Source organism: Spirosoma validum (genome assembly GCF_014699035.1).
Lineage (GTDB): Bacteria > Bacteroidota > Bacteroidia > Cytophagales > Spirosomataceae > Spirosoma > Spirosoma validum.
In genome coordinates, this window is sequence record NZ_JACXAA010000007.1 from 235,757 (window position 1) to 257,062 (window position 21,306).

Below are 21,306 nucleotides of genomic sequence, written 5' to 3' on the forward strand. Positions count from 1 at the left end.
AACCAGTCGTCTACCGAAAAGTCTGGTTTGCTCACCGAAGTGTCTATTTTATTCGCCCAGCCAACCTTTTAATTCCCCGGCTTTTTCGCGACTGACTACAACCTCTTCCTCGAATGCCGGCCGTAGATTGATCTTCAGTTTGCCATTGAAATACAGATGTACTTTATCGACCGCCCGTAGTTCGGCAATCACCTGCCGGTTGAGCCGGAAAAAGCGTCGCGGATCAAGCATCTGACTCAGTTCATCCATGGTATAATCGACCAGCCATTCGTGTTCGTCGCGGGTTTTCAGAAACGACAATTTGTTACGGGAAAAGAAATACGCGACTTCCTCGGTGCTCACCGAAAACAAACGTTGTCCCTGTTTAATCAGAAAGCGATCGCGGAACGTAGCGTGGGGCAGGGGGCGCAGAGCAGGGATGGCAGGGGTTGTTGTAGCGGGGGCAGCTTGTTGCAGTTGCTGAAGCAGGTTCGACAAAGAAGCTTCCAGAGCCGTTACGTTGGTGGGAGCCGAATCAGCGAGTACGTTTTTCAACTGCTGAAGTTTATCCAGTGCCTGCCGTAGATCCGCTTCTTTGACAGGTTTGAGCAGGTAATCAATGCTGTTAACCTTGAACGCTTTGATGGCGAAGTCGTCGTAAGCCGTCGTAAAAACAACGGGACTCGCCACGGCTACCCGGTTGAAAATATCGAAACTCTGCCCGTCTGCCAGTTCAATGTCCATGAAAATAAGGTCCGGCCTTGGGTTCGTCCGCAGCCAGTCGACCGATTCCTCAACGCTCACGGTCATTCCAACAACGTGAGCCGTTGGCATTACGTCGGCCAGCAGTCGCTGGAGTTTGCGGGCAGTAGGCTCCTCGTCTTCAATGATAAGAATAGTCATAGCGATTTTCCTGAATAAGCGGCACCGTTACCTGAAAGGAGTCGTCGGTATGATGAACGACAACATCCGGCTGGCCCAGCAATCGGTATTTAGCTTTTATATTGGTTAATCCCGTACGGTTCGACGGCACTACGTTCTGTTTCCGACGTAGCGTATTGCTCACAATCAGCGCATTATCGTGACCAGTATAAATGCGAATCAGGAGCGGTTTTGTTGGCAACGCCGTATTATGCTTCACGGCATTTTCGACCAGTAGTTGGAGGGTTAAGGGGGGAATCAGAAAAGTTTGACAGCGCTCATCGACAGCTACGTCCAGTTCGACACTACGTCCAAAGCGCATTTGCAGCAGATGGAAATACGCCTGAATAAACTGTAATTCGCTGTCTAGCGTGGTCAGCAACTGCTCGTTCGTTTGCAAGACGTAGCGATACACCGAGGCCAGTTCCTCAATGAATCGCTCGGCCTGCTTCGGATTTTCGTTTACCAGCGACGACAGCGTACTGAGGCTGTTGAACAGGAAATGCGGGTTGATCTGCGCTTTCAGCGAATCGAGCTGACTCTGAAGGGCTTCTTTCTTTAGCTGTTCGGCTTCGTAATACGTTGTCCACCACTGCCGATACAAATAACGGGCTTCATAAATCGCAGCCAGCGGCACAACAAATAATAAGGGAATCAACGTATTAACCCAATACGCCCGCTCGGTCATGGAATAACCCCAAAATTGCGTAACGTCGTAGATATAGACAATGGCGATCCGTTGCAAAACGGTTGTTCCGATAAACCAAACCACTTGTAGCAGAATGCGGGGTGTTGTCTGATTCAGTCGCGGAAAGCGACGACGTGCCCGGAGAATACCCAGCCGGGCCACTTCCCACACCAGCACGCACTCGACCAGACTCGCCCCAAGTGCCAGCCAGCGACTGATGTGTCTGGCGTCGTTGTCGGGCTGAAAAAAGATAAAGTTCGAGACGATTGAGATGAGCGGTACGCCTACCAGGCGCAGCCACCGGTCGTTCAGTTTGTCCATGTGTTGTAAAGATGACAAAACGACTTGTGAAGCGAAAGAACTGGCCTACCGAACTGTCGGAAAAGCGACCTTAAACAATCGGACAAGGCTACTCAAGTCACGGCCCTGCTTATCTTTGTGGGGCAACCACCTCTATTTTCTCGTCGATGAAACGATCCGTTTATTGCCTCGCGTTACTGCTCGCTCTTTTGTTTTCCGTTCAACCCCAAACCACTTCGGCGCAATCGGCCAAACCATACGTTGTCATTGGCTACGTAACAGGTAACGGCTGGACGAAGGAGCAGATTGACGCTCAAAAACTTACGCACATCAATTATGCCTTTGCGGTCCCGGCCCAGAATGGCGAGCTGGCTCCCTTAAAGCCAAAAGACGAGGCTAATCTGGCGGCACTTACGTCGTTACGGTCTTCCAATAAAGATCTGAAAATTCTGATCTCGGTTGGTGGCTGGGGTGGCTGCAAATACTTTTCCGATGCGGCTCTGACAGATGCGTCCCGCAAAAAATTTGCGAACAGCGCGGTCGACATGCTGAAAAAACACAAACTTGACGGGGTCGATATTGACTGGGAATACCCGGCTCAGGTTGGTGCCGGCAATATTTTTCGTCCTGAAGATAAGCAGAATTACACGCTGTTCCTGAAAGCGATCCGTGACCAACTGGATGCGCAAGGCAAAATTGACAAACGTACCGGAGCTAACCATTATTTGCTGACATCGGCTACGGGTGGCGATACCGCTTTTGTCAATCACACAGAACTGGGAAATGCGCAGAAATACCTTGACTACGTGAATATCATGACCTATGATCTGTACCACGGCAATGACAAGCAAACGGGCCACCATAGTCCGCTGTATCAGTCCGATAAAGAACCCCACGCCCGTACGGGCAGCGTTTCAGCCGTAGAAGGGCATATTAAAGCGGGCGTACCGGCTAACAAAATCGTGTTAGGCCTCCCTTTTTATGGTCGCGGCTGGGCTGATGCAAAGGATGAGAATAATGGTTTATACCAACCCGCTCCCGGCAAACATTACTTTATCAGCTACGACGAGCTGATGGCGAAATACATCAATAAAAACGGCTTTACCCGCTACTGGGACGATACGGCCAAATCGCCTTATTTGTGGAATCCGACCACGCACATGTTTATCTCCTACGCTGATCCCGAGTCACTCAAAAACAGAGTCAACTACGTGAAGTCGAAGAAGTTGGCGGGTGTAATGTTCTGGGAGTATGTCTATGATCTGCAACAAAAGGACGTACTGCTGAATGCGCTGGATCAGGCCTTAGCGAACTAGTTTCTTTCCTCAGGAATTCTACTGGCGGCCAGCGACACGTTTTGTTCGCTGGCCGCCAGTGTATCTCGCCTTGCAAACGGCCCTAGCTAATCAGGACAGATTTATACCTTTCCATATCTTTGATTACCTCACCCGTGCCTTTCACAACAGCTTTCAGCGGATCGTCAGCGATATGAATCGGCAGTTTGGTTTTCATCGCCAGACGTTTGTCGAGCCCGTGCAACAGCGCCCCTCCTCCCGTCAGATGGATACCATTGGTATAAATATCAGCTGATAACTCCGGGGGCGCCATTTCGAGCGCTTTCATGGTAGCCTCTTCAATTTTAGAGATCGATTTATCGATTGAGTAAGCGATTTCCCCATACGTAACCTTGATTTCTTTGGGAATTCCCGTCATCAGGTCACGCCCCCGAATTTCATAATCAGACGGTGGGTTTTCTAACTCCGATAGCGCCGAACCGACAGCCATTTTGATTTGTTCAGCCGAGCGTTCACCAATCAGCAGATTATGTTCCCGACGCATGTAATCGACAATATCACGCGTGAATACGTCGCCCGCGATACGTATCGACTGTTCACAGACAATGCCCGACAGCGCGATGACAGCAATTTCAGTGGTTCCCCCGCCTATGTCCACGATCATCGTGCCGTTAGGCTGCGTAATGTCAATACCAATTCCGATCGCGGCTGCCAGCGGTTCGTGCATCATATAGACTTCTTTCGCGCCAGCGTGTTCGCAGGAATCCTTAACAGCTCTCTTTTCCACTTCTGTAATTCCGGAAGGAATACTGACGACCATGCGGTGCGAAGGAGCAAAGAGTCGATTGGTGGGCGTAATCATCTTCACCAGTCCACGTATCATCAGTTCAGCAGCTGTAAAGTCAGCAATGACACCATCTTTCAACGGCCGAATCGTTTTACTATTCTCGTTTGTCTTTTCGTGCATTTGCATGGCCTTATGACCAATGGCCAGCACCTTACCACTGATTTTGTCCATGGCAATAATCGAAGGCTCATCTACCACAATTTGATCCTTGTGAATAATCAGGGTGTTTGCGGTGCCTAGATCAATGGCAATGTCGCTGGTAAAAAAATTAAAAAATTTCATTTGAAGTTGGAGTCGGGCGTATTAATAAAAATAGACGTTTAAGCAGAGGTTACCGCCATTGAGGATACTGTGACAGTTGTCGAGTTTGCTGTCTGGCAACCCTTATAAGACAATTTTCCAGTTAAATTACGGCTAACCGGTGACAAAACGACACCAAAATCCGTGCCGATACGCTTACGAATACGGTATATAGCCAGCCTTAATATTTTGGACTTATCTACTTAACGCTGGTGAAGCTAATTCGATGTCAGATCAATATTTTTTATTTCACTTCTTCTTTGAACAGTTGATTCTAAACAATCTCAGCTTGGTGGTTTTGGCTATTTTGAACTTTGTCTTTCCCAGCGTGTTACACACGGGTTATGTGTTCAAGTTTATACAGCCAGCCCCCGCCTGCGGGAGTTTGTTGTTCACCGCTCTGCTAACCGATCTTTCAGTTGCTTTAACTTAGTGCGGCTGGCACCAGCACTCATTCCACTACGTAGGTGTCGAATCTGGGTGGCAATAAAGCCGGGCAAATCGTTGATAATTTCACTGGCACTCAACCGGAAAGGTGGTTGAGGTAACTCTAAATTCTCAAAATACCGGATTAACTCTGAATCTTCGTCGCTCATTGGGTAAAGCTAGGCTTTTTATTAGGATAATCTAATAAGTAGAACAGATAAGGACAGCGAACCCACTCAGTCACAGCTGTCTTCAGCTAGTTTCATTAGTCTAACCTGTACGTTTAACAATTATTCATCTAACTAACCAATTTATACATATGTCTCCCAACACGTTAGTCATCGTTACTGGCTATGGGTCTATTAGCCCAAAGCCCTGGAAGAAAGCCTACTTAAATACCAGTATTGACAAGGCAAATCAACGGTTTATGAGCGAGCACCCTGGAGCACGAGACGTTACGATCGTCAGCGTCAAGTTTGATGATGAATTGACAATCGGCTCGAACGGCGTCATTTCATCCACCTACAATTAGATCTATTTTAAGTCAGTGTTTCTTTATAGCAGCCCTGGAATTACCACTGTTGGTAAAGTATGGCCGAATAACTGGCTATTTCGGCTAAAAGTCAGCCGCGTCAGGGCGCTACGTTCGGCATTTATTGCCCTATCTGACGCGGGGTTTTATTGAATGTCCACTTTTCTTAGTGACTTTATCAGCTCACTTTTAGGTTCATCAACTTTACGCACAAAGGGATCAGTCCGAATGACACAGCGATAAATAAGCCGACACGCACGTAATTCAAATTTTTCCAGAGCACTGTTCGGTTCAATAAATCAGCATGTTTCTCTGCTACGTTGGCTATTCGTTGAAACTCAATAATGTTAGGAGCGAAATACAGCAGGGTCCACACCCGAACAACGAAGTGGATGGCAAACAAGACCAAAAGCCAGTTCCGTATGCCCTCCAGTTTCCAGCAAAAAATGATCGCCAGAATGAACGTAATCTCGTGAATCGAGTGCAACGCTATCCAGAACGCTTTGAAGTCAAGCCCATATTTCCCTTTGAACAGTTGTAGAGAGTCCGGAGGTGAAGCCGTCCATTTAGGAACGATAACGGCGGTTTCAAACAACTGAGCACCGTTCATCAAAAAATAAATCAGTGTCGTAATAAACAGCCAGAGTTCGGCTCTCGACAGGTAAGTTGTAGTGATCATGTTCTTCGTAGGTTATGGGTTGCTTAGGGATTGTCTGTGTCCTGCAAAGTCCGGGTAACGTCGTTCATTACGTCGATTGTTGCTACCAAATACGTTTTGATCAACGTCAGCTCGTCGTCGGAAAATGTTGACAGGAGATTGACCATTTTATGCTGCAAATCGGCAAAAATTCCACCTAACAGTGTCATAGCCTGTTCGGTATTGGGCACGATCATAATTTTCCGTCTATCCTCTCCGTCAAATACTCGTTTTGCCAAATTCTTTTTTTCAAGCCGATCCACCAAGCCCGTAATTGCTCCCGTGGTTAATCCTGTCAGTTTAGCCAGATCACCGGCTGTCATCGCCCCTTTCTGCATCAACAGTCCCAGATACTTATGATCTGTTCCTGACAAACCCGCCTTTTGGGCAATGGCTTCGTGCATCAGAATTGTCGTATCTGAAAATCGCCTGCCTAAATCACTGATCGAAGCGATCGTTTGGTTGTCTAATTTATTACCCATTTGTCTTATTTACTAAAAATCTTAGTTACTAAGACAAATGTATAAAAAATAACTTCCTAAATGAATTGTTGTCAACAATTTCGTTTTTGGCTCAGCAAGAAAGCCTTTGATACGTTACGTCGTTAGCGTAATGCTGAGTCCTTTTCGCAAAGTGTTATGTATTTCTGCAACGCGATCGATATGGTTGATTAAGTCCTCAATTTCTTCTGATGATGCATCGGCTGTTACGTTCGCTTTGTACGTAAAATTGGAACCAGGCTCCCCTTCTGCGCCGAATTCTCCGGTAACCAGAATTTCCACACCCGATACGTTCATGTTGCGTTTACCTGCTTCCCGATAAATATCATTGCAGAAGCAGGTGGCCAGTGAAAGCAACAGTAATTCTCCCCCATTGATTGATGAGCCGAAACCAGACGGTTTCACAGAAATCTGCATCTCTTTAGCCGAGTCATTGGTCTGTACGACAACTTCATGGCGATTTAACTCGCTCTTTATACTGGCAGACATTTTCATGGTAGAGAGGATTATGGTTCCAGCTCGAAATAGGCTGAATTATCGGCATCAGGTCGCTGAAAGTAAGGCTCGATGCCCAGCTATTCACTATACTAGTTTCGGGCCTCTTTTACGTCAGAAACCCAAAAATTGACCGCAGCCATGCCACGTAGCGCCTGTGATTTTTCCATATTGTTTGGTTGTTTAAACGTATCGATTTGCCTTCGTTGTAACTTAATTTACAGCGTTTCCTCTATGACTTCCTGGGTATCCGTGTCGATAACCAGTATGCCTTCCTGCGTATCATCGAGTTGTCCAAGTAATACGCCTTTGTTGTTCCAGATGGATGAATTTCCGGCGCTCTCAAAATTATCACAATGCCCCACGCAGTTGGCCATCAATACGGTCATTGAATAAGTCTTCGCTATGTCCGATAATGTTTGAGCCGCTTTTTCAACGCCGTTGAGCGTCTTCGCTACGCTGGCAATGTAGATGTTTGCTCCTTGCAGAAATCCATTCGTCGGGTGTTCAGGAACCGATAATTCGTAACAGATTGCCAGGGCAATTTTACATGTGCCCTCCTCCAGAAAAACGGAGTGATTACCAGCCGTAAAATACGGGTTTTCGTCGGCGTGTAAATGTTGTTTGGAATAGATTTGACGTGGCCGGTTTGGTTGAAAAATGAGCAGGCTGATCCGAACCCCGGAATCGCTTCGTGTCGGCATGCCTACGCCAATTGTAATGTTCTTTGTGTCACTAATCGACTGAAAATCATCGAATCGGCGATCATCCTGATTTGTCGCTAATTCGTTGGCCAGTTCAGGTTCGTAACCAGTTATCGATAATTCGGGGAAAATAAGTGTACCCGTTCCCCTGGAAGCAGCTAGCTCGATGAGCTTTTTGTGCTTTTCAATATTCCGCTCGATATCCCCTTTGATCGGCTTGAGCTGGGCTACAGCGATTTTCATTACGTCAGCTAGTTTGCGTTACAATAGGCACCTATGTTATTCCGTCTAGAACAAAGCTCTAAAATAGCAAAGCAGGCAAACAGAAGCTTTCTTTTCTTCTATCTGCCTGCTTAACCGACTAACTTTTTATTATCCGCTACAAGGCTCTATCATGCCGGTGGCGTCAGATACTCACATCTGATGCTATGAGGTTTCTCAAAACCGAATCTCAACTTGTTTACTCGGTTTTGAGAAACCTCGCAGTGTCGGGTTTAAGAACCCGACACCACGGCTACAGCGACTAGTTTTCATTAAAAACCCCTATTATCCGATTAATAACCCGAATTCTGAACGTAATTTTCATTGACGGCCATTTGCTGAATCGGAATGGGAAATAACAGATACTTCGGGTCGCTCGTGTAATTCTTCTCGTAAAACGGTTGCAGGAACTTGCCGAAACGTATCAAATCCTGCCGTCTCCAGTTCTCAATGTACAATTCCCGACCGCGTTCATCCAACAGAACATCCAGATTGACCGACGTTAGGGCGCTGGCTCCCCGTGAGGAATGGGTTCGAATGGCGTTGACCAGCGACAAAGCCGTATTACCGTAACTACCCGCACTCGTTGGCGTACCACCCCGTAAAATCGCTTCCGCTTTCATCAGCAACACATCGGGCAGTCGGAAATACACGTAGTCATTGTCAATCAGACGGCTGCCATCGTTGGCGTAATCGATTGGATACTTGATCGGCCTGATCCCCGGCAGTTCCAGATTGCTGCCGGTTTCGATAATTTTCACCTCTTTCGAAAAAATCAGGTTGTTACCGGGTCTGTCTTTCAACGGAGCGTCCGTCGTTAAATTATACTGCTGACCAATCAGAAAACCCGTATTGATGCGATTGCCCGGATTAGGCAGCCCCCCTGTAGTCTTGTAAGCCGTTCCCAGCCGCTTATCCGTTGCTTCATACTTGTCGTAGAAAGTCGGCAGGATCACCCACCCATTGTTACCATTCGGATTTTGGTTGGGATGAAGGAACGTAACCCATCGGTTCCGCAGGTTTGCGTTAGGCGATACGCCCCCCACGTTCTCCTGGGTCCAGATGTTTTCCTTGCCAATTGTGGTATTCGCGGGTGCGAAATTGTCGTAATAATTAGCGGTGAACGAATACTTATTGCTGTTGATAATCTCATCGGCCAGACTGATCACCTTATTCATGTCCTCGGCCGCAAAGGTTGGTGTGGCCCGGTTCGCATAAGCCCCTTTGTTGAGGTATAGTTTCATCAGAAAAACCCGGGCCGCATCTTTATTGGCCAGTCCGGCAGGACCATCGGGCAGATTCGCCTGGATAGCCGTTACTTCGCTGATGATGTAGTTCAGGGCATCCAGTCCTTTTCGGACTTTAGCTGCCTGCACCACACTTTCTCCCGGCTCACGATACGGCACCTGATCATATAAATCCAGTAGCCAGAACATGCAGAAGGCTCGTAAGAACCGAGCTTCGGCAGACTGTTGAGGGGTTGGATTGAACCGCAGCATGTCGGTGGCCGCAAAAATCCCCCCGCTCATGTTGTTGAACGTATTGATGATGCGAATGTGGTTGCCATCCCAGCGGTGCTGGTGCAATTGCCGCCACGTACCGTTATCATCCCAGTCCGGACCCCGAGTTGGACCCATCATGGCATCGGTTGTCATTTCACAGAGCGCATTCAGCTGCGAATTATTCTGAAAGGGCTCCCGTATCGAGTTGTAAACGCCCGTTAACAAAGCCGCCGTATTGGCCGACGTTGACGTACTGATCTGGCCGGCGGTGAGATCTCCCTGGAACTTCTCTTCCAAATCCGTACAACCACCAAGACCTAAGACCAGACCGAACGTACTAAGAATGAATACGTTATTTTTTATTGACATTATCGTAAGAGTTTTATAAAGAGAAGTTGACGCCAAAAGTTATTGTGCGAGCCGGTGGATAAGCGGCATAATCGATGCCCACCGACGGAACACTGTTTATGGCTTTATTCACGTTGACTTCGGGATCAAATCCGGTGTACTTGGTGAGGACAAACAGGTTCTGACCCGTTACGTAAACAGCCGCTCCCCGAATAACCTTAGCGATATTACCGAGTGCATACGACAGGGTTGCGTTCGTCATTTTCAGGTAATCGCCTTTCTCAATGTACCGGGAAGAGGGGGTTACCGGGTTGGCAATCGACTCTTTAACCGGCTCTTTAAACAGCGAAAGAGCGATATTCCGCCCGCCGTTGATTAAGCCGACGCTGATGACAGCATTATTGGTATTGTTGTAGATATCCTGTCCGAACGCGCCGTTCATATTAGCGATCAGCGACAGCTTTTTATACCGGAGCGTCGTGCTGAGACCTACCAAAGTGCTTGGATTGGGATTTCCAACGTAAAAGAACGTATTCCCCGCATCTTCATACGTCGCCAGGCCGGTAGCTTCACTCATCCCCAGATACCGCCGGGTGTAAAACGCATTGATCGGTAAGCCATTTTGAATCACTTCCACCGACACCCCGCTCAGACCCGGACCATTCAACGCACCCGTCAGAATGGGGGCAGTTAAGCCGGAGACACTATTCTTGATGAAGGTAGCATTGACCCCCAAATCCCAGCTGAAGTTGTCTTTTTTGACAATACCGGCATCGACTGCAACTTCCAGACCTTTGTTTTCAATACGTCCATCCAGATTGATCCACCGAATAACCGATCCCGGAGGAGCGGGCTGAATCGGCGGGCTGGGGAACAACAGGTCTGTGGTTGTTTTATTGAAATAATCGACCGTTGCCGTAACCCGATTATTCAGCGCTGTCAGGTCAAAACCGATGTTAAACTGCTTATCGGACTGCCATTTCAAATCGGGGTTGGGGTTATTCGTCTGCCCAAGACCGCCATTATCGGTGAACGAATACCGTGCCTGCGAAGAGCCCGATGGGAATTCCTGATTACCGGTTTTACCCCAGCCACCGCGCAGTTTAAGCGAATTGATGGCGCTCACCTGAAAGAATTTCTCATTACTGATATTCCAGGCCGCGGAGAAAGACGGGAAATAACCGTATTTGTTATTCGCACCAAATTTGGTGGAACCGTCGGCACGTAGCGTTGCCGTTACCAGATAGCGATCTTTGTAATTACCGATTGCCCGGCCAAAATACGATTGCAGTTCGGCGGTGGGGTCAACAAATGACGAAACGGTGCGGCCCGTTGTGTTCGAATACTGGATATAATCGGTATAGTCCAACCCATAATTACCAAAGCCGGAAGCTGGTCCCAACGCGCTCATCGTAGACCCCTTGTTGGCAAAGCTCATGTACTCAAATCCGACTAACGCATTCAGATTGAAGTCTGGCGAAAGATCTTTATTAAAATTCAACGTGTGGGTAAATTGCTGGGTGCTCAGCTCGTTATTACCGATACTGGCCCAGCCTCTGCCCTGGGTAGCGTTGATGTTAATGTCCTGATGAATGGAAGACCGCCGACCACCCGCACTGTAATTGACGCTATACAGCATCCGATACTCCAGCCAATCCGTAAACTTAAAATAGGGAGAAATGCTGGCCAGAATCGTGGTAACTTTCGACTGGTCGTTGTATAACTCCGACATAGCCAGCGGATTGATGACCGCGCCCGCTTTTATGTTCAAACTACCGTTGGCTTTCCGCAGGGAGTCGGTGGGGTTCCACTGCAACGCGTGCCCGATCAGACTACCATTCGAACCGGCGTCGTTGGTGATGGCGGCAATATCTTCAATGTACTGGCTGGAGTTCACATTAATGTCTAATCCCAGCTTTTTGCTGTCCAGGAACTTCAGATTGCCCGCGAAATTGGCCGTGTATTTTTTGAAACCGGTTTTATTGATAATCCCTTCCTGGTTTAGATAGCCAGCGGATATCCGGTATTTGCTGCTTTCGTTTCCGCCACTGACGGCAAGAGTATAATTCTGCTGCAAGCCGTTTCGCAGAATCGCATCAAAAGCATCGACGCTCCCACCCCGGTCATTCAAGGCGCTGACGCCATAGTATTTTATCGCTTCCCGGTATTGCTCGGCGTTCAATACGTTTATTTTCCGGAAGATGGACGCCACGCCCATGTTGAGTCCGACGTCAATTTTCGCCTGCCCGGCCTGGCCTCGTTTGGTATTGATAATGACAACTCCGTAGGCGGCCCGAGAACCGTAAATGGCCGTAGCCGACGCGTCTTTCAATACGTCAATACTCGCAATGTCTGCCGGATTCAAAAAGTTCAGTGGGTTACCGCCGGGCGTATTCCCCAAACCATTGGCATTTAAACCAGGCCGGGCCGATCGGTTATCCAGGGGAACGCCATCCACTACGTACAAAGGCTGACCACTACCCGTTATGGCCGAATTACCCCGGATCTTAACGGTTGCGGCTCCTCCCGGCTGACCACTGTTATTGAGGATCTGCACGCCCGAAACCTTACCCTGAATAAGCTGATCGGGCGAGGTGAAATTACCCTTGTTAAAATCTTTAGCCGTTACGGACGTAACAGCGCCAGTAAGATCTTTTTTTCGGGCGGTACCGTAGCCCACAACGACAACCTCGTCGAGCGACTTTGTTTCGGGTTTTAACGTAACATTCACCGCCGTCTGGTTATTCATCGCTACATCCTGTGCTACGTAGCCAACGAAGCTGAAGGTTAATGTTGAGGTCCCGTCGGGCACGGCTAATCGGAAGGCCCCATCTTTGTCCGTTACCGTACCTCTTTGCGTTCCTTTTACAACAACGGATACCCCCGGCAAACCAACGCCCAGCTCATCGGTAACCGTACCGGAAATTGTTCGATCAGCCGATTGGTCTACGGCATTTAGTCCGGCAAGTGTTGAGGTGGCAGTCGTCACCAGCGTACGACCCAGGGTGTTCCTGAGATTCGGGTCCGTTGGCGAACCGTAACTAGTTGTCAATGAAAATAGCGCAAACTGAGCACAACCGACTATACTGAGTGGTCGCCAGTTTTTCAATAAAGATTTGTGCATAAAGGATTAGGGTTAAAGATTCGATAGTTGGGGACGCCGATACTTTCCTCATCCGTCAGGAATTGCAAACGCGTCAGCGCTACCAACCCATCACTTTTTGAAGATAAAATTGTCAGTTACCCTTATTTAGTAAGAGCAGGGAAAATTAATTTCAACCTCTTTTTTTAGAAAAAATATTTTTAATAGCTTCAACCAGAAAGGACTCTTGGGCTTAGCGCGTATCGTTTGGCGTCAATATGCCTTCTATACAAGTCGACATCCGCACAGGGTTAGCTTCTACCCTTATTATTAAAGTATTTTCATTCGTAACATCCTACAACGCATGCGCTATCATCCGCTTACTCTTCTGTTTATCAGCTTACTATTGAGCCTGTCCGGCAATGTATTATCACAGGGTCGTTCGGAAGATTACAGACGTGCGGAAGCCTTAAAAACAAATCTGAAAGACAAGGTGTATAATGCCCCGTTGCAGGTGAACTGGACGCCCAGTGGCAAGCGATGCTGGTACGTTATTCAGACCGCGTGGGGAAAAGAGTTCGTTGTCGTTGACCCAAAGCAGAAAACCCGGCAACTTGCTTTTGATCATGAGCAGCTGGCGCAGAAACTATCGCAGGCGACAGGCAAAAAAATAGAACCTTACGCATTGCCGTTTACTTCCGTTACGTACGGGAAAGACGATGAAGAGCTTGAATTTGCAGCCGAAGGGTTCACCTGGCAGTATTCACCGGGCACGATAGCTTTCCGCAAGAAAGGCCCTTTTCGGGCTGAACCAACAGACCGTCGGTACTGGGGTGCCAGTGGCAACGAGCTAAGCGAAAAACCTGTTTTTTCTCCCGACAGCAACTGGACGGCCTACATCAAAAACTATAACCTTTACGTCCGTTCGCAAAAGACAAAGGAAGAACGGCAAGTAAGCTATGACGGCTCGGAGGGTGAATATTACGCCGGAATAATCTACTGGTCGCCAGACTCGAAGAAACTCGTGACCAACAAAGTCAGGCCAAACGCGAAACACCTGATTTATTTCGTTCGCTCATCGCCCGATGATCAGCTTCAGCCCAAACTTGAAAACCGCGAATACCTCAAACCAGGTGATGCCTTGCCGGTACGTCGCCCGCAGCTTTTCCTGCTTAACGAAGGCAAACAAATTCCGGTAGATGATGCGCTGTTCAGCCAACAATTTAGCCTGTCGCGGTTGGAGTGGCGTAAAGACAATCGCGCTTTTACATTTGAATACAACCAACGCGGCCATCAGGTCTATCGCGTGCTGGAAGTGAACGCCACAACCGGGGTGGTTCGATCACTGATTGAGGAGCAGAGCAAAACCTTCATCGACTATAGCGGTAAACGGTATCGTTTTGACGTAGCAGATGGAAAAGAAATCGTCTGGGCGTCTGAGCGCGACGGCTGGAATCACCTGTATCTGATCGATGGCGTAACGGGTAAAGTAAAAAAGCAGTTGACGAAAGGCGAATGGGTCGTTCGGAACGTAGTGAAAATAGATACGGCCAACCGAACGGTACTGTTTGCAGCCAGTGGAAAAGTGCCCAATCAAGACCCGTATTTTGTTCAGTATTATAAAGTTAATCTAGACGGAACAGGTCTTGTCGCGCTCACAACAGAAGATGCGAATCATACCGCTACGTTCTCCCCCGATTTTCAGACGTTCGTTGATACGTATTCACGCGTAGATATGCCACCCATGACGGTACTACGTAGTGTTGCCGACGGGTCGGTGCTGATGAATCTGGAAAAAGCCGACATTTCGGACTGGCAAAAAGCGGGCTGGCAAACGCCCGAGGTGTTTACGGCCAAAGGACGGGATGGCAAAACCGACATCTGGGGGATCATCATCCGCCCAACGAATTTCGACCCGGCGAAGAAGTACCCGGTTATCGAAAATATCTACGCTGGACCCCACGGTTCCTTTACGCCCAAATCGTTCATGACAACCAACCGGTCGATGCACGAACTGGCTGAATTGGGGTTTATTGTGGTACAGATGGATGGCATGGGCACGTCGAACCGCTCGAAAGCCTTTCAGGATGTGTGCTGGAAAAATCTAAAAGACGCTGGTTTCCCCGACCGGATTCTCTGGATGCAGGCAGCCGCCAAAAAGTACCCGTTTATGGATCTCAGCCGGATCGGGATTTATGGTACGTCTGCTGGTGGGCAAAGTGCTGCCGGAGCGGTGCTGTTTCACCCCGAATTTTATAAAGTTGCCGTTTCCTCCTGCGGATGCCACGATAACCGAATGGACAAAATGTGGTGGAACGAACAATGGATGGGTTATCCCATTGGGCCACACTACGCCGAATGTTCGAACGTAACGAGTGCCCACAAGTTGCAGGGAAACCTGTTGCTGATGGTTGGCGAAGTAGACGACAACGTCGATCCGGCATCGACCATGCAGGTAGCCGATGCGCTTATCAAAGCCAACAAGAATTTCGATCTGGTCGTACTGCCGGGTCTGTCGCATACGTCCGGCGGGGAATATGGCGAACTCAAACGCCGGGATTTCTTTGTCAAACACCTGCTGGGAATAGACCCGCCAGCCTGGTCAACCGTAAGCCATAATTCCGGCTCAGCCAGTATGGCCAAGTGAACAAAGTCTTCCCTTTTTAGGTACTGATTTGTGAATTAGTTAGTATCTGTAGAAAATGTCAGCGATTTGAATTGTTTGGTTAAATCGGTCAATGATTTCTCGACGCCCATTCGCTCCAGCGACGATGCGCCAACAAAACCATGCGCCGTGGTTCGATCCAGAATGATCCGAACATCATCCGGCGTGTTGATGGGACCGCCGTGAGCCAGAAAAAAGGTATCCGGATTTACTTCTTTAGCCGCATCGATTATTTGCTGGGTGCGTTCGACAGCTTCATCCATTGTGCAGCTAGCCTCCACAACTCCGATGGAACCACCCACCGTGGTGCCCACGTGGGCAATAACCGCATCGGCACCGGCCTCAGCCATTTGGCGAGCTTCTTCAGGCGTCGCTACGTACACGATGGAAAACAAGTCCATTTTTGTAGCGATACGTATCATTTCCACTTCTTTGGCAAACCCCATCCCGGTTTCTTCCAGTACCTGCCGGAAATGACCATCCACGATGGAATGTGTTGGGAAATTATTTACGCCCGAAAAACCCATCTCTTTCACTTTCAGCAGATGGTACCACATGCGTCGGCGGGGATCGGAGCCGTGAACGCCACAAATCACCGGGATTTCTTCCACAACGGGTAGTACTTCGAATTCGCCAATTTCCATCGCTACAGCATTGGCATCTCCATACGCCATTAAGCCAGCCGTCGATCCATGTCCGCTCATTCGGAATCGACCGGAGTTGTAGATAATGATCAGATCGGCACCACCTTTTTCGATGAATTTAGCGCTGATACCGGTTCCTGCACCGGCAGCGATGATGGCCTTGTTTTGATTCAGTGTATTCTGCAAACGATCTCGTACTTCCTGCTTAGTGTAGGGATTTCCTTTCCCCGTCCATGGATTTGGCATAATGCTTTTATAAATTGGTCGTGCTGATTTTACTTTTTGCCTAGCGCTCCTGAACCATCGCGAGTAAGCAATTCACCAGCAAGGTTGAAAATGATTTGTCGTTAATGTGATCTGGTGACTCGATCACGTCGATGTGAGACGCTATGTTATTTTTGATCGCGTCGAAGAGGGCTTTATCCGATTGTGGTTCATAAAAAATATTACCGGCCGAACCAATCTGCGAAAGACCTTTCAGCGGTAACACCACCGTTACCAGCCCACTCGATTGATTCAGTTTTTGCGCCAGTCGAAGGCCAAGTTCCCCGTTTTCGGCTTCGTCCGTTCGCATGAGCGTAACATCGGGTGCCCAACTGTATAACTTACGCTGTTTGAACTGGGCCGGTACCGTATCGGGATGTCCAAAATTAACCATGTCTAAGCAACCCGGCACCACTACCTGCGGAATGCCTAATGTAGCGGCCGCTGATAATCGATCTGGACCTGCACTGCAAATCCCTTCGCAAAGATCATCCGCCAGTTCGGTCGTCGTAATATCCAGTACGGCGTCAAAGCAACCCTCCGAAATAAGCGCTTCCATGGTTTTACCACCAACACCGTTCGCATGGAAGGCAAACACTTCGTACCCTTGCCTCCTCAATAAGTCGGTGCACTGATCAACACAAGCTGTCGTATTGCCAAACATGCTGATGGCGATACGTCCCAATGATTCGCTGGTGAACGTAGTGCTCACATTCGTCATGGCACAGATAGCCGCGGCTGCCTGTTCAATCAACGGAGCGATCATGCTGTTCAGTCCGGCGACATCCACCACGGATGGCATCAGCGTAATATCCTTACTGCCGATCTGCCGGGATAAATCCTTAGCGGCTAACGTACTGAGACAGAGTTTTGGAATTCCAAACGGCACTGCCTGCATCGCGGAAAGAGCGATGAACGTACCGCCCCCACCACCCATGCCCATAACCGCTTTTACCGTACCGGCATCAACTAGTTGCCCGACAATAGCGGCAGCTCCCCTACCCATTACGTCAATCGCCTGTCCCCGATCCTGGTTTTTTCGAAGCTCGTTAAGTGAGTGATTTGCTTCCCTAGCCACTACGTCCGCTTCGTAATCGACCGAAAAATCAGAGGTAGTGCCCATAACGCCCGTATCGATCGTCAGAACACGCTCGCCTTTGGCCAGGATAGCTTTTCTCAGGTAAGCAAATACCTCTCCCTTCGTATCAAAACAGCCAATTAGCAGAATGTACTGACTCATCGTTGGAAACGTAATTCCTTCATACAAGACGTGACCTACCCGTTCCCTACTTATTCCGGCAGAACATCGTACTGGATTAATTGACTTCGCAAAGCGGCTGGTTCAGTGAAATGAATGCTCCGAATCCCCAGTTCTTCGGCGGCTTTTACATTTCTAAGATTATCGTCGATAAACAGACATTCCGCTGGATTCAGAGCATACCGACGTAGCAGCTTATGGTAGAACGTAGCGAACGGTTTGCGGTCTTTTTCTATGCCAGACACGACGATGCCATCGAACCACGTCAAAAAATCGAACTGTTCCTGCGCGACCGGAAACGTCTCCGCCGACCAGTTCGTGAGGGCATACAGCCCATAATTACCCGATTCTTTCAGCTCCCGAAGAATGTCGACGGTTCCGGCAATCGGACCACGTAGCATTTCCGGGTAGCGCCCGTAAAACGCCCGAATGGCTGTTTCGTAGTGCGGAAATTGAGTGACCAGAAGTTCGGTTGCTTCATGTAATGATCGTCCTCCGTCCTGCTCTTCGTTCCAATCGGACGTACAGACCGTTTGAAAAAAATGATGTCGTTCCGCTTCCTGCTCAAAAATTGTTTCGTAGAGATAGTGTGGGTTCCAGTCGATGAGCACGGCTCCCAAATCGAAAATAATGGTTTTAATCTCGGTCATTCGCGAAATAATGTTTTATAGAAAGCCAGTCCCTCACTGGCCAGTTCATCGGGACTATTCGCCAATGGCCGCCAGATGGAAGCTGCTTTGGCGAGTTCTTCCGAAGGCGCGCCGAAGGTTTCAATCACGACGGCACCGTCGTAGCCAATGTCGGTTAAGGCTTCTTTGATACCGGGCCAATCAACGTTACCGGTGCCGGGCGTACCACGGTCGCTTTCGTTCCCCTGCACGTGGCACAACAACTCCCGACCAACGGCCCGAATCGTGGCCGGTATACTTTTCTCCTCGATGTTGTTATGGAACGTATCGAGAGAGATTTTGATCGATGAATCAGCCAGCTCATTTACCAGCGACAGTGCCTGCTCTGCCGTATTGACCATGTCGGTTTCGAAACGATTCAGCGGCTCAACCCCCACGACGACCCCACATTCACGCGCAATTTTACCAACTTCGGTTAACTTCTCCAGACACCAGTTTCGTTCCTGTTGCTTCCGCTCCGCTGATACGTAACGCGTTTTGCCCACCGCTGAATAAACTGGTCCGGTAAAAATAGGGCTGTTCAGGTTTTCGGCAATACGAATGCAGTCAACGATGTAGGTAAACCCATTTTTTCGGACAGCGGCATCATCGCTGGAAATATCGCGATTGGCTCCAAACGCTCCGCTGATCGTTACGTCCAGACCCGTTTCCCGGGCGATTTTCTTCAGACGTGTCCAGTCTATAAGCTCTTTGTCTTCTACCGCGACTTCAATCAGATCGTAGCCCATGTCGGCCACTTTGTACAGCAAGTCGAAGGAATCTGTCGAGAACGGCGATACCCAGATAAACGTACTGGCCCCAAATTGAATCATATAGTTATTTGATTGAAATAGCCCGCAGATTTTTATGATTGGTCGGATCATCACTGATCTTATTTATCATAAAAATCTGCGGGCTATTTCGGTTAAGAAAAATCAGGAATGGTTATTCGTTTACCGCCGTTCATGGCCGATTCGTGCGCACAGATACCCGCCATCGTATAGTTAGCGGCCAGTTCAGCGTCAACAGCCGAGTCACGACCTTCGACAATCGCAGCCACAAACTCCTGCACCAGATGCGGATGCGACCCACCGTGACCAGCTCCCTGCAAAAACGATACGTGGTTGGGATCGTCGATTTTTTCGCGTTTGGTAAAGTGCTTGATCTCCTCAATCAGCAGCTCGTCGGTATCGGGTACGTTGATCCGTTGCGCATTTTCGCCCCCATCGAAAATGACGTGCTCTTCGTCCTGCAACTGCTCCCACTCGAACGACATTTTGGTGCCGTACACATCATAGCTTTCCCGATACTGCCGCACTACGTCGAACAGCGACCGGGTAGCTTCAGCTATCACATCAGAATCTTTCAGCGTGAACGTAGCGGTTTCAACGGCAAACGGCGAACCGTAGCGGCTGGCCAGATCATCGCTCAACCGGCCGGAACCGTGGCAGACCACCGTTTCAGCTGTAGTGTTGTTGATCCGTAGCAGGGGCGAGATGGCGTGGGTTCCGTTAAGCATCGGCGGATAGCCTTTCCAGTACTCGGCCCAGCCTTCCATGCTCATGTCCTGAATGTGGGAGCCTCGAACAAACTGAATCCGTCCGAGTTTTCCGCTTTCAGCCAACTGAAGACCGTACAGGAATTCACGGGTATAGAGCGCCGTTTCCATCATCATGTACACTTTTTTGGCCCGCCGTTTCGCTTCGACAATGGCTTTACAATCGGCAACAGTCATGGCCATCGGAATGGTGCAGGCGGTGTGTTTATTAGCGTTCAGCGAAGCCAGCGCCATCTGGGCGTGTTCCGGCACGGGTGTCACAATGTGAATCGCATCGACATCGGCGCGTCCCGGTACGTCCTCGAAATGTTCAAAACACAGGTCAGGGTCCAGGTTGAATTTAGCGGCCAGTTCATCCAGGGTTTTCCGGTTGCGGGTACAGATACCCACGGCTTTGATATTGGGATGACGTTGATAAATAGGAATAAACTCTTTGCCGAAGCCCATGCCAACAATGACAACGGTGATTTTCTGATCACTCATAACTAACTGAGGTTGATTTTATTGATTAATAAATTGGTTTTATAGAACGCTGATTCTTATGATTGGTAGGATCATCATTGATCTTATGCATCATAAAATCTGCGGGCTATAATTTATCGACGCGCTACCCATTTCACAGAATTACGTAACAGGTTCTGGTAATTAGCGATGTTGTGCGACTCCGCATCGTGCCCTAACGCCAGCCCGACGATGCGCGCTTTTGGGTTTTTGACGATGAATACCGATGGGAAAATTTTATCGGAACCGGTGACGCTCGAACTGGCCAGCACTTCTACGCCCGGTCCCGACGAATCGGGAATGTAATAGTAGCGCTCATCTTTCAGCGTGAATTTCGGCTCTACGTCTTTCGTAACTGGGTGATTCGTTTCGTTGACCGTTACGTCGAAGGTGCCGTATTTGTCGTGCCCGCGTGAACCGCCACTGACGATCTGTTGGTTGTATTCCGGCCAGTCTTTCCAGTTGTACCACATCGCGGCATGAGCGATCAGCAACCCTTTACCCGCATTGACAAACTCCATAATGGCCTGACGGGCAGCCGGATTGGTAATGGGCCGATTGTTACTCAGATACAGTACGTCGGCTTGCGGCAGGTACGTCATGATGGAGTCGGGGTCGCCTACGTAATTCACCGTTGCAAAACCGTCTCGGCTGAGTGTTTGCCCATCCACGTTTTTGTACCACATTCCGAAGTTATGCGACGTACCGCCACCCACCATCAGCACCCGAATGGGTTTGCCTGCTTTCGCCGTACTGGACTGATTGGTTTTACACTGGGTGAATAACGTAACAGCAGGTAACAGGCCGACCAGCAATACGTACCGGAGGGCGACTCGAATGGACAATTGATAAGAGAATTGGTTCATGATTT

19 protein-coding genes are annotated in these 21,306 nt (G+C 48.9%); 3 read left to right on the forward strand and 16 right to left on the reverse strand.

Annotated features, from left to right (window positions below; all coding sequences use genetic code 11):
* Positions 1 to 48 precede the first annotated feature (48 nt).
* Positions 49 to 882 carry a LytR/AlgR family response regulator transcription factor gene (locus IC230_RS19640; protein ID WP_191040742.1) on the reverse strand — a complete coding sequence of 278 codons (834 nt, stop codon included), beginning with the start codon at positions 880 to 882 and terminating at the stop codon, positions 49 to 51.
* On the reverse strand, positions 863 to 1,909 hold the full coding sequence (locus IC230_RS19645) for a sensor histidine kinase (protein ID WP_191040743.1): 1,047 nt from the start codon (positions 1,907 to 1,909) through the stop codon (positions 863 to 865). The genes IC230_RS19640 and IC230_RS19645 overlap by 20 nt, the downstream gene beginning before the upstream one ends.
* A 146-nt stretch (positions 1,910 to 2,055) precedes the next feature.
* Between IC230_RS19645 and IC230_RS19650 the strand changes: the two genes are divergently transcribed.
* Complete coding sequence (locus IC230_RS19650) at positions 2,056 to 3,204, forward strand: glycoside hydrolase family 18 protein (protein ID WP_191040744.1); 1,149 nt, start codon at positions 2,056 to 2,058, stop codon at positions 3,202 to 3,204.
* Positions 3,205 to 3,286: 82 nt separating this feature from the next.
* Here the strand turns inward: IC230_RS19650 and IC230_RS19655 are convergent, their stop codons facing one another.
* Positions 3,287 to 4,312: a rod shape-determining protein gene (locus IC230_RS19655; RefSeq protein ID WP_191040745.1), complete on the reverse strand. Its 1,026-nt coding sequence runs from the start codon at positions 4,310 to 4,312 to the stop codon at positions 3,287 to 3,289.
* 410 nt (positions 4,313 to 4,722) lie between these two features.
* Positions 4,723 to 4,926: a DUF6965 family protein gene (locus tag IC230_RS19660; protein ID WP_191040746.1), complete on the reverse strand. Its 204-nt coding sequence runs from the start codon at positions 4,924 to 4,926 to the stop codon at positions 4,723 to 4,725.
* Between the two features lie 149 nt (positions 4,927 to 5,075).
* On the opposite strand from IC230_RS19660, the gene IC230_RS19665 reads away from it, so the two are divergent.
* Positions 5,076 to 5,288, forward strand: coding sequence for a hypothetical protein (locus IC230_RS19665; protein WP_191040747.1), 213 nt, complete (start codon positions 5,076 to 5,078; stop codon positions 5,286 to 5,288).
* Between the two features lie 178 nt (positions 5,289 to 5,466).
* On the opposite strand, the gene IC230_RS19670 is transcribed toward IC230_RS19665, so the two are convergent.
* From IC230_RS19670 to IC230_RS19695, 6 genes are all read right to left on the reverse strand, one after another.
* Positions 5,467 to 5,967, reverse strand: a complete 501-nt coding sequence (locus tag IC230_RS19670; RefSeq protein WP_191040748.1) for a transposase — start codon at positions 5,965 to 5,967, stop codon at positions 5,467 to 5,469.
* A gap of 23 nt (positions 5,968 to 5,990) precedes the next feature.
* On the reverse strand, positions 5,991 to 6,467 hold the full coding sequence (locus IC230_RS19675) for a MarR family winged helix-turn-helix transcriptional regulator (protein WP_191040749.1): 477 nt from the start codon (positions 6,465 to 6,467) through the stop codon (positions 5,991 to 5,993).
* Between the two features lie 114 nt (positions 6,468 to 6,581).
* On the reverse strand, positions 6,582 to 6,980 hold the full coding sequence (locus IC230_RS19680) for an OsmC family protein (protein WP_191040750.1): 399 nt from the start codon (positions 6,978 to 6,980) through the stop codon (positions 6,582 to 6,584).
* A gap of 218 nt (positions 6,981 to 7,198) precedes the next feature.
* A complete protein-coding gene (locus IC230_RS19685; RefSeq protein ID WP_191040751.1) occupies positions 7,199 to 7,927 on the reverse strand; it encodes a carbon-nitrogen hydrolase family protein in 729 nt (242 codons plus the stop codon).
* 311 nt (positions 7,928 to 8,238) lie between these two features.
* Complete coding sequence (locus IC230_RS19690) at positions 8,239 to 9,816, reverse strand: RagB/SusD family nutrient uptake outer membrane protein (RefSeq protein ID WP_191040752.1); 1,578 nt, start codon at positions 9,814 to 9,816, stop codon at positions 8,239 to 8,241.
* 13 nt (positions 9,817 to 9,829) lie between these two features.
* Positions 9,830 to 12,919 (reverse strand): SusC/RagA family TonB-linked outer membrane protein, encoded by a 3,090-nt coding sequence (locus tag IC230_RS19695; protein ID WP_191040753.1) that lies wholly within the window; start codon positions 12,917 to 12,919, stop codon positions 9,830 to 9,832.
* Between the two features lie 322 nt (positions 12,920 to 13,241).
* Between IC230_RS19695 and IC230_RS19700 the strand changes: the two genes are divergently transcribed.
* Complete coding sequence (locus IC230_RS19700) at positions 13,242 to 15,524, forward strand: S9 family peptidase (protein WP_191040754.1); 2,283 nt, start codon at positions 13,242 to 13,244, stop codon at positions 15,522 to 15,524.
* A 35-nt stretch (positions 15,525 to 15,559) separates the two neighbouring features.
* Here IC230_RS19700 and IC230_RS19705 read toward each other — a convergent pair whose 3' ends face one another.
* The 6 genes from IC230_RS19705 to IC230_RS19730 all read right to left on the reverse strand — a co-directional run bounded on the left by IC230_RS19705 (position 15,560) and on the right by IC230_RS19730 (position 21,301).
* Positions 15,560 to 16,432 (reverse strand): phosphoenolpyruvate hydrolase family protein, encoded by an 873-nt coding sequence (locus IC230_RS19705; protein ID WP_191040755.1) that lies wholly within the window; start codon positions 16,430 to 16,432, stop codon positions 15,560 to 15,562.
* 40 nt (positions 16,433 to 16,472) lie between these two features.
* On the reverse strand, positions 16,473 to 17,690 hold the full coding sequence (locus IC230_RS19710; protein ID WP_191040756.1) for a Tm-1-like ATP-binding domain-containing protein: 1,218 nt from the start codon (positions 17,688 to 17,690) through the stop codon (positions 16,473 to 16,475).
* Between the two features lie 50 nt (positions 17,691 to 17,740).
* A complete protein-coding gene (locus IC230_RS19715; protein ID WP_191040757.1) occupies positions 17,741 to 18,358 on the reverse strand; it encodes an HAD family hydrolase in 618 nt (205 codons plus the stop codon).
* Positions 18,355 to 19,209, reverse strand: coding sequence for a sugar phosphate isomerase/epimerase family protein (locus tag IC230_RS19720; RefSeq protein ID WP_223860724.1), 855 nt, complete (start codon positions 19,207 to 19,209; stop codon positions 18,355 to 18,357). The genes IC230_RS19715 and IC230_RS19720 overlap by 4 nt, the downstream gene beginning before the upstream one ends.
* Before the next feature lie 92 nt (positions 19,210 to 19,301).
* Positions 19,302 to 20,417 (reverse strand): Gfo/Idh/MocA family protein, encoded by a 1,116-nt coding sequence (locus IC230_RS19725; protein ID WP_191040758.1) that lies wholly within the window; start codon positions 20,415 to 20,417, stop codon positions 19,302 to 19,304.
* 113 nt (positions 20,418 to 20,530) lie between these two features.
* Entirely contained in the window at positions 20,531 to 21,301 is a 771-nt protein-coding gene (locus tag IC230_RS19730; RefSeq protein WP_191040759.1) for a ThuA domain-containing protein, read from the reverse strand.
* Positions 21,302 to 21,306 lie beyond the last annotated feature (5 nt).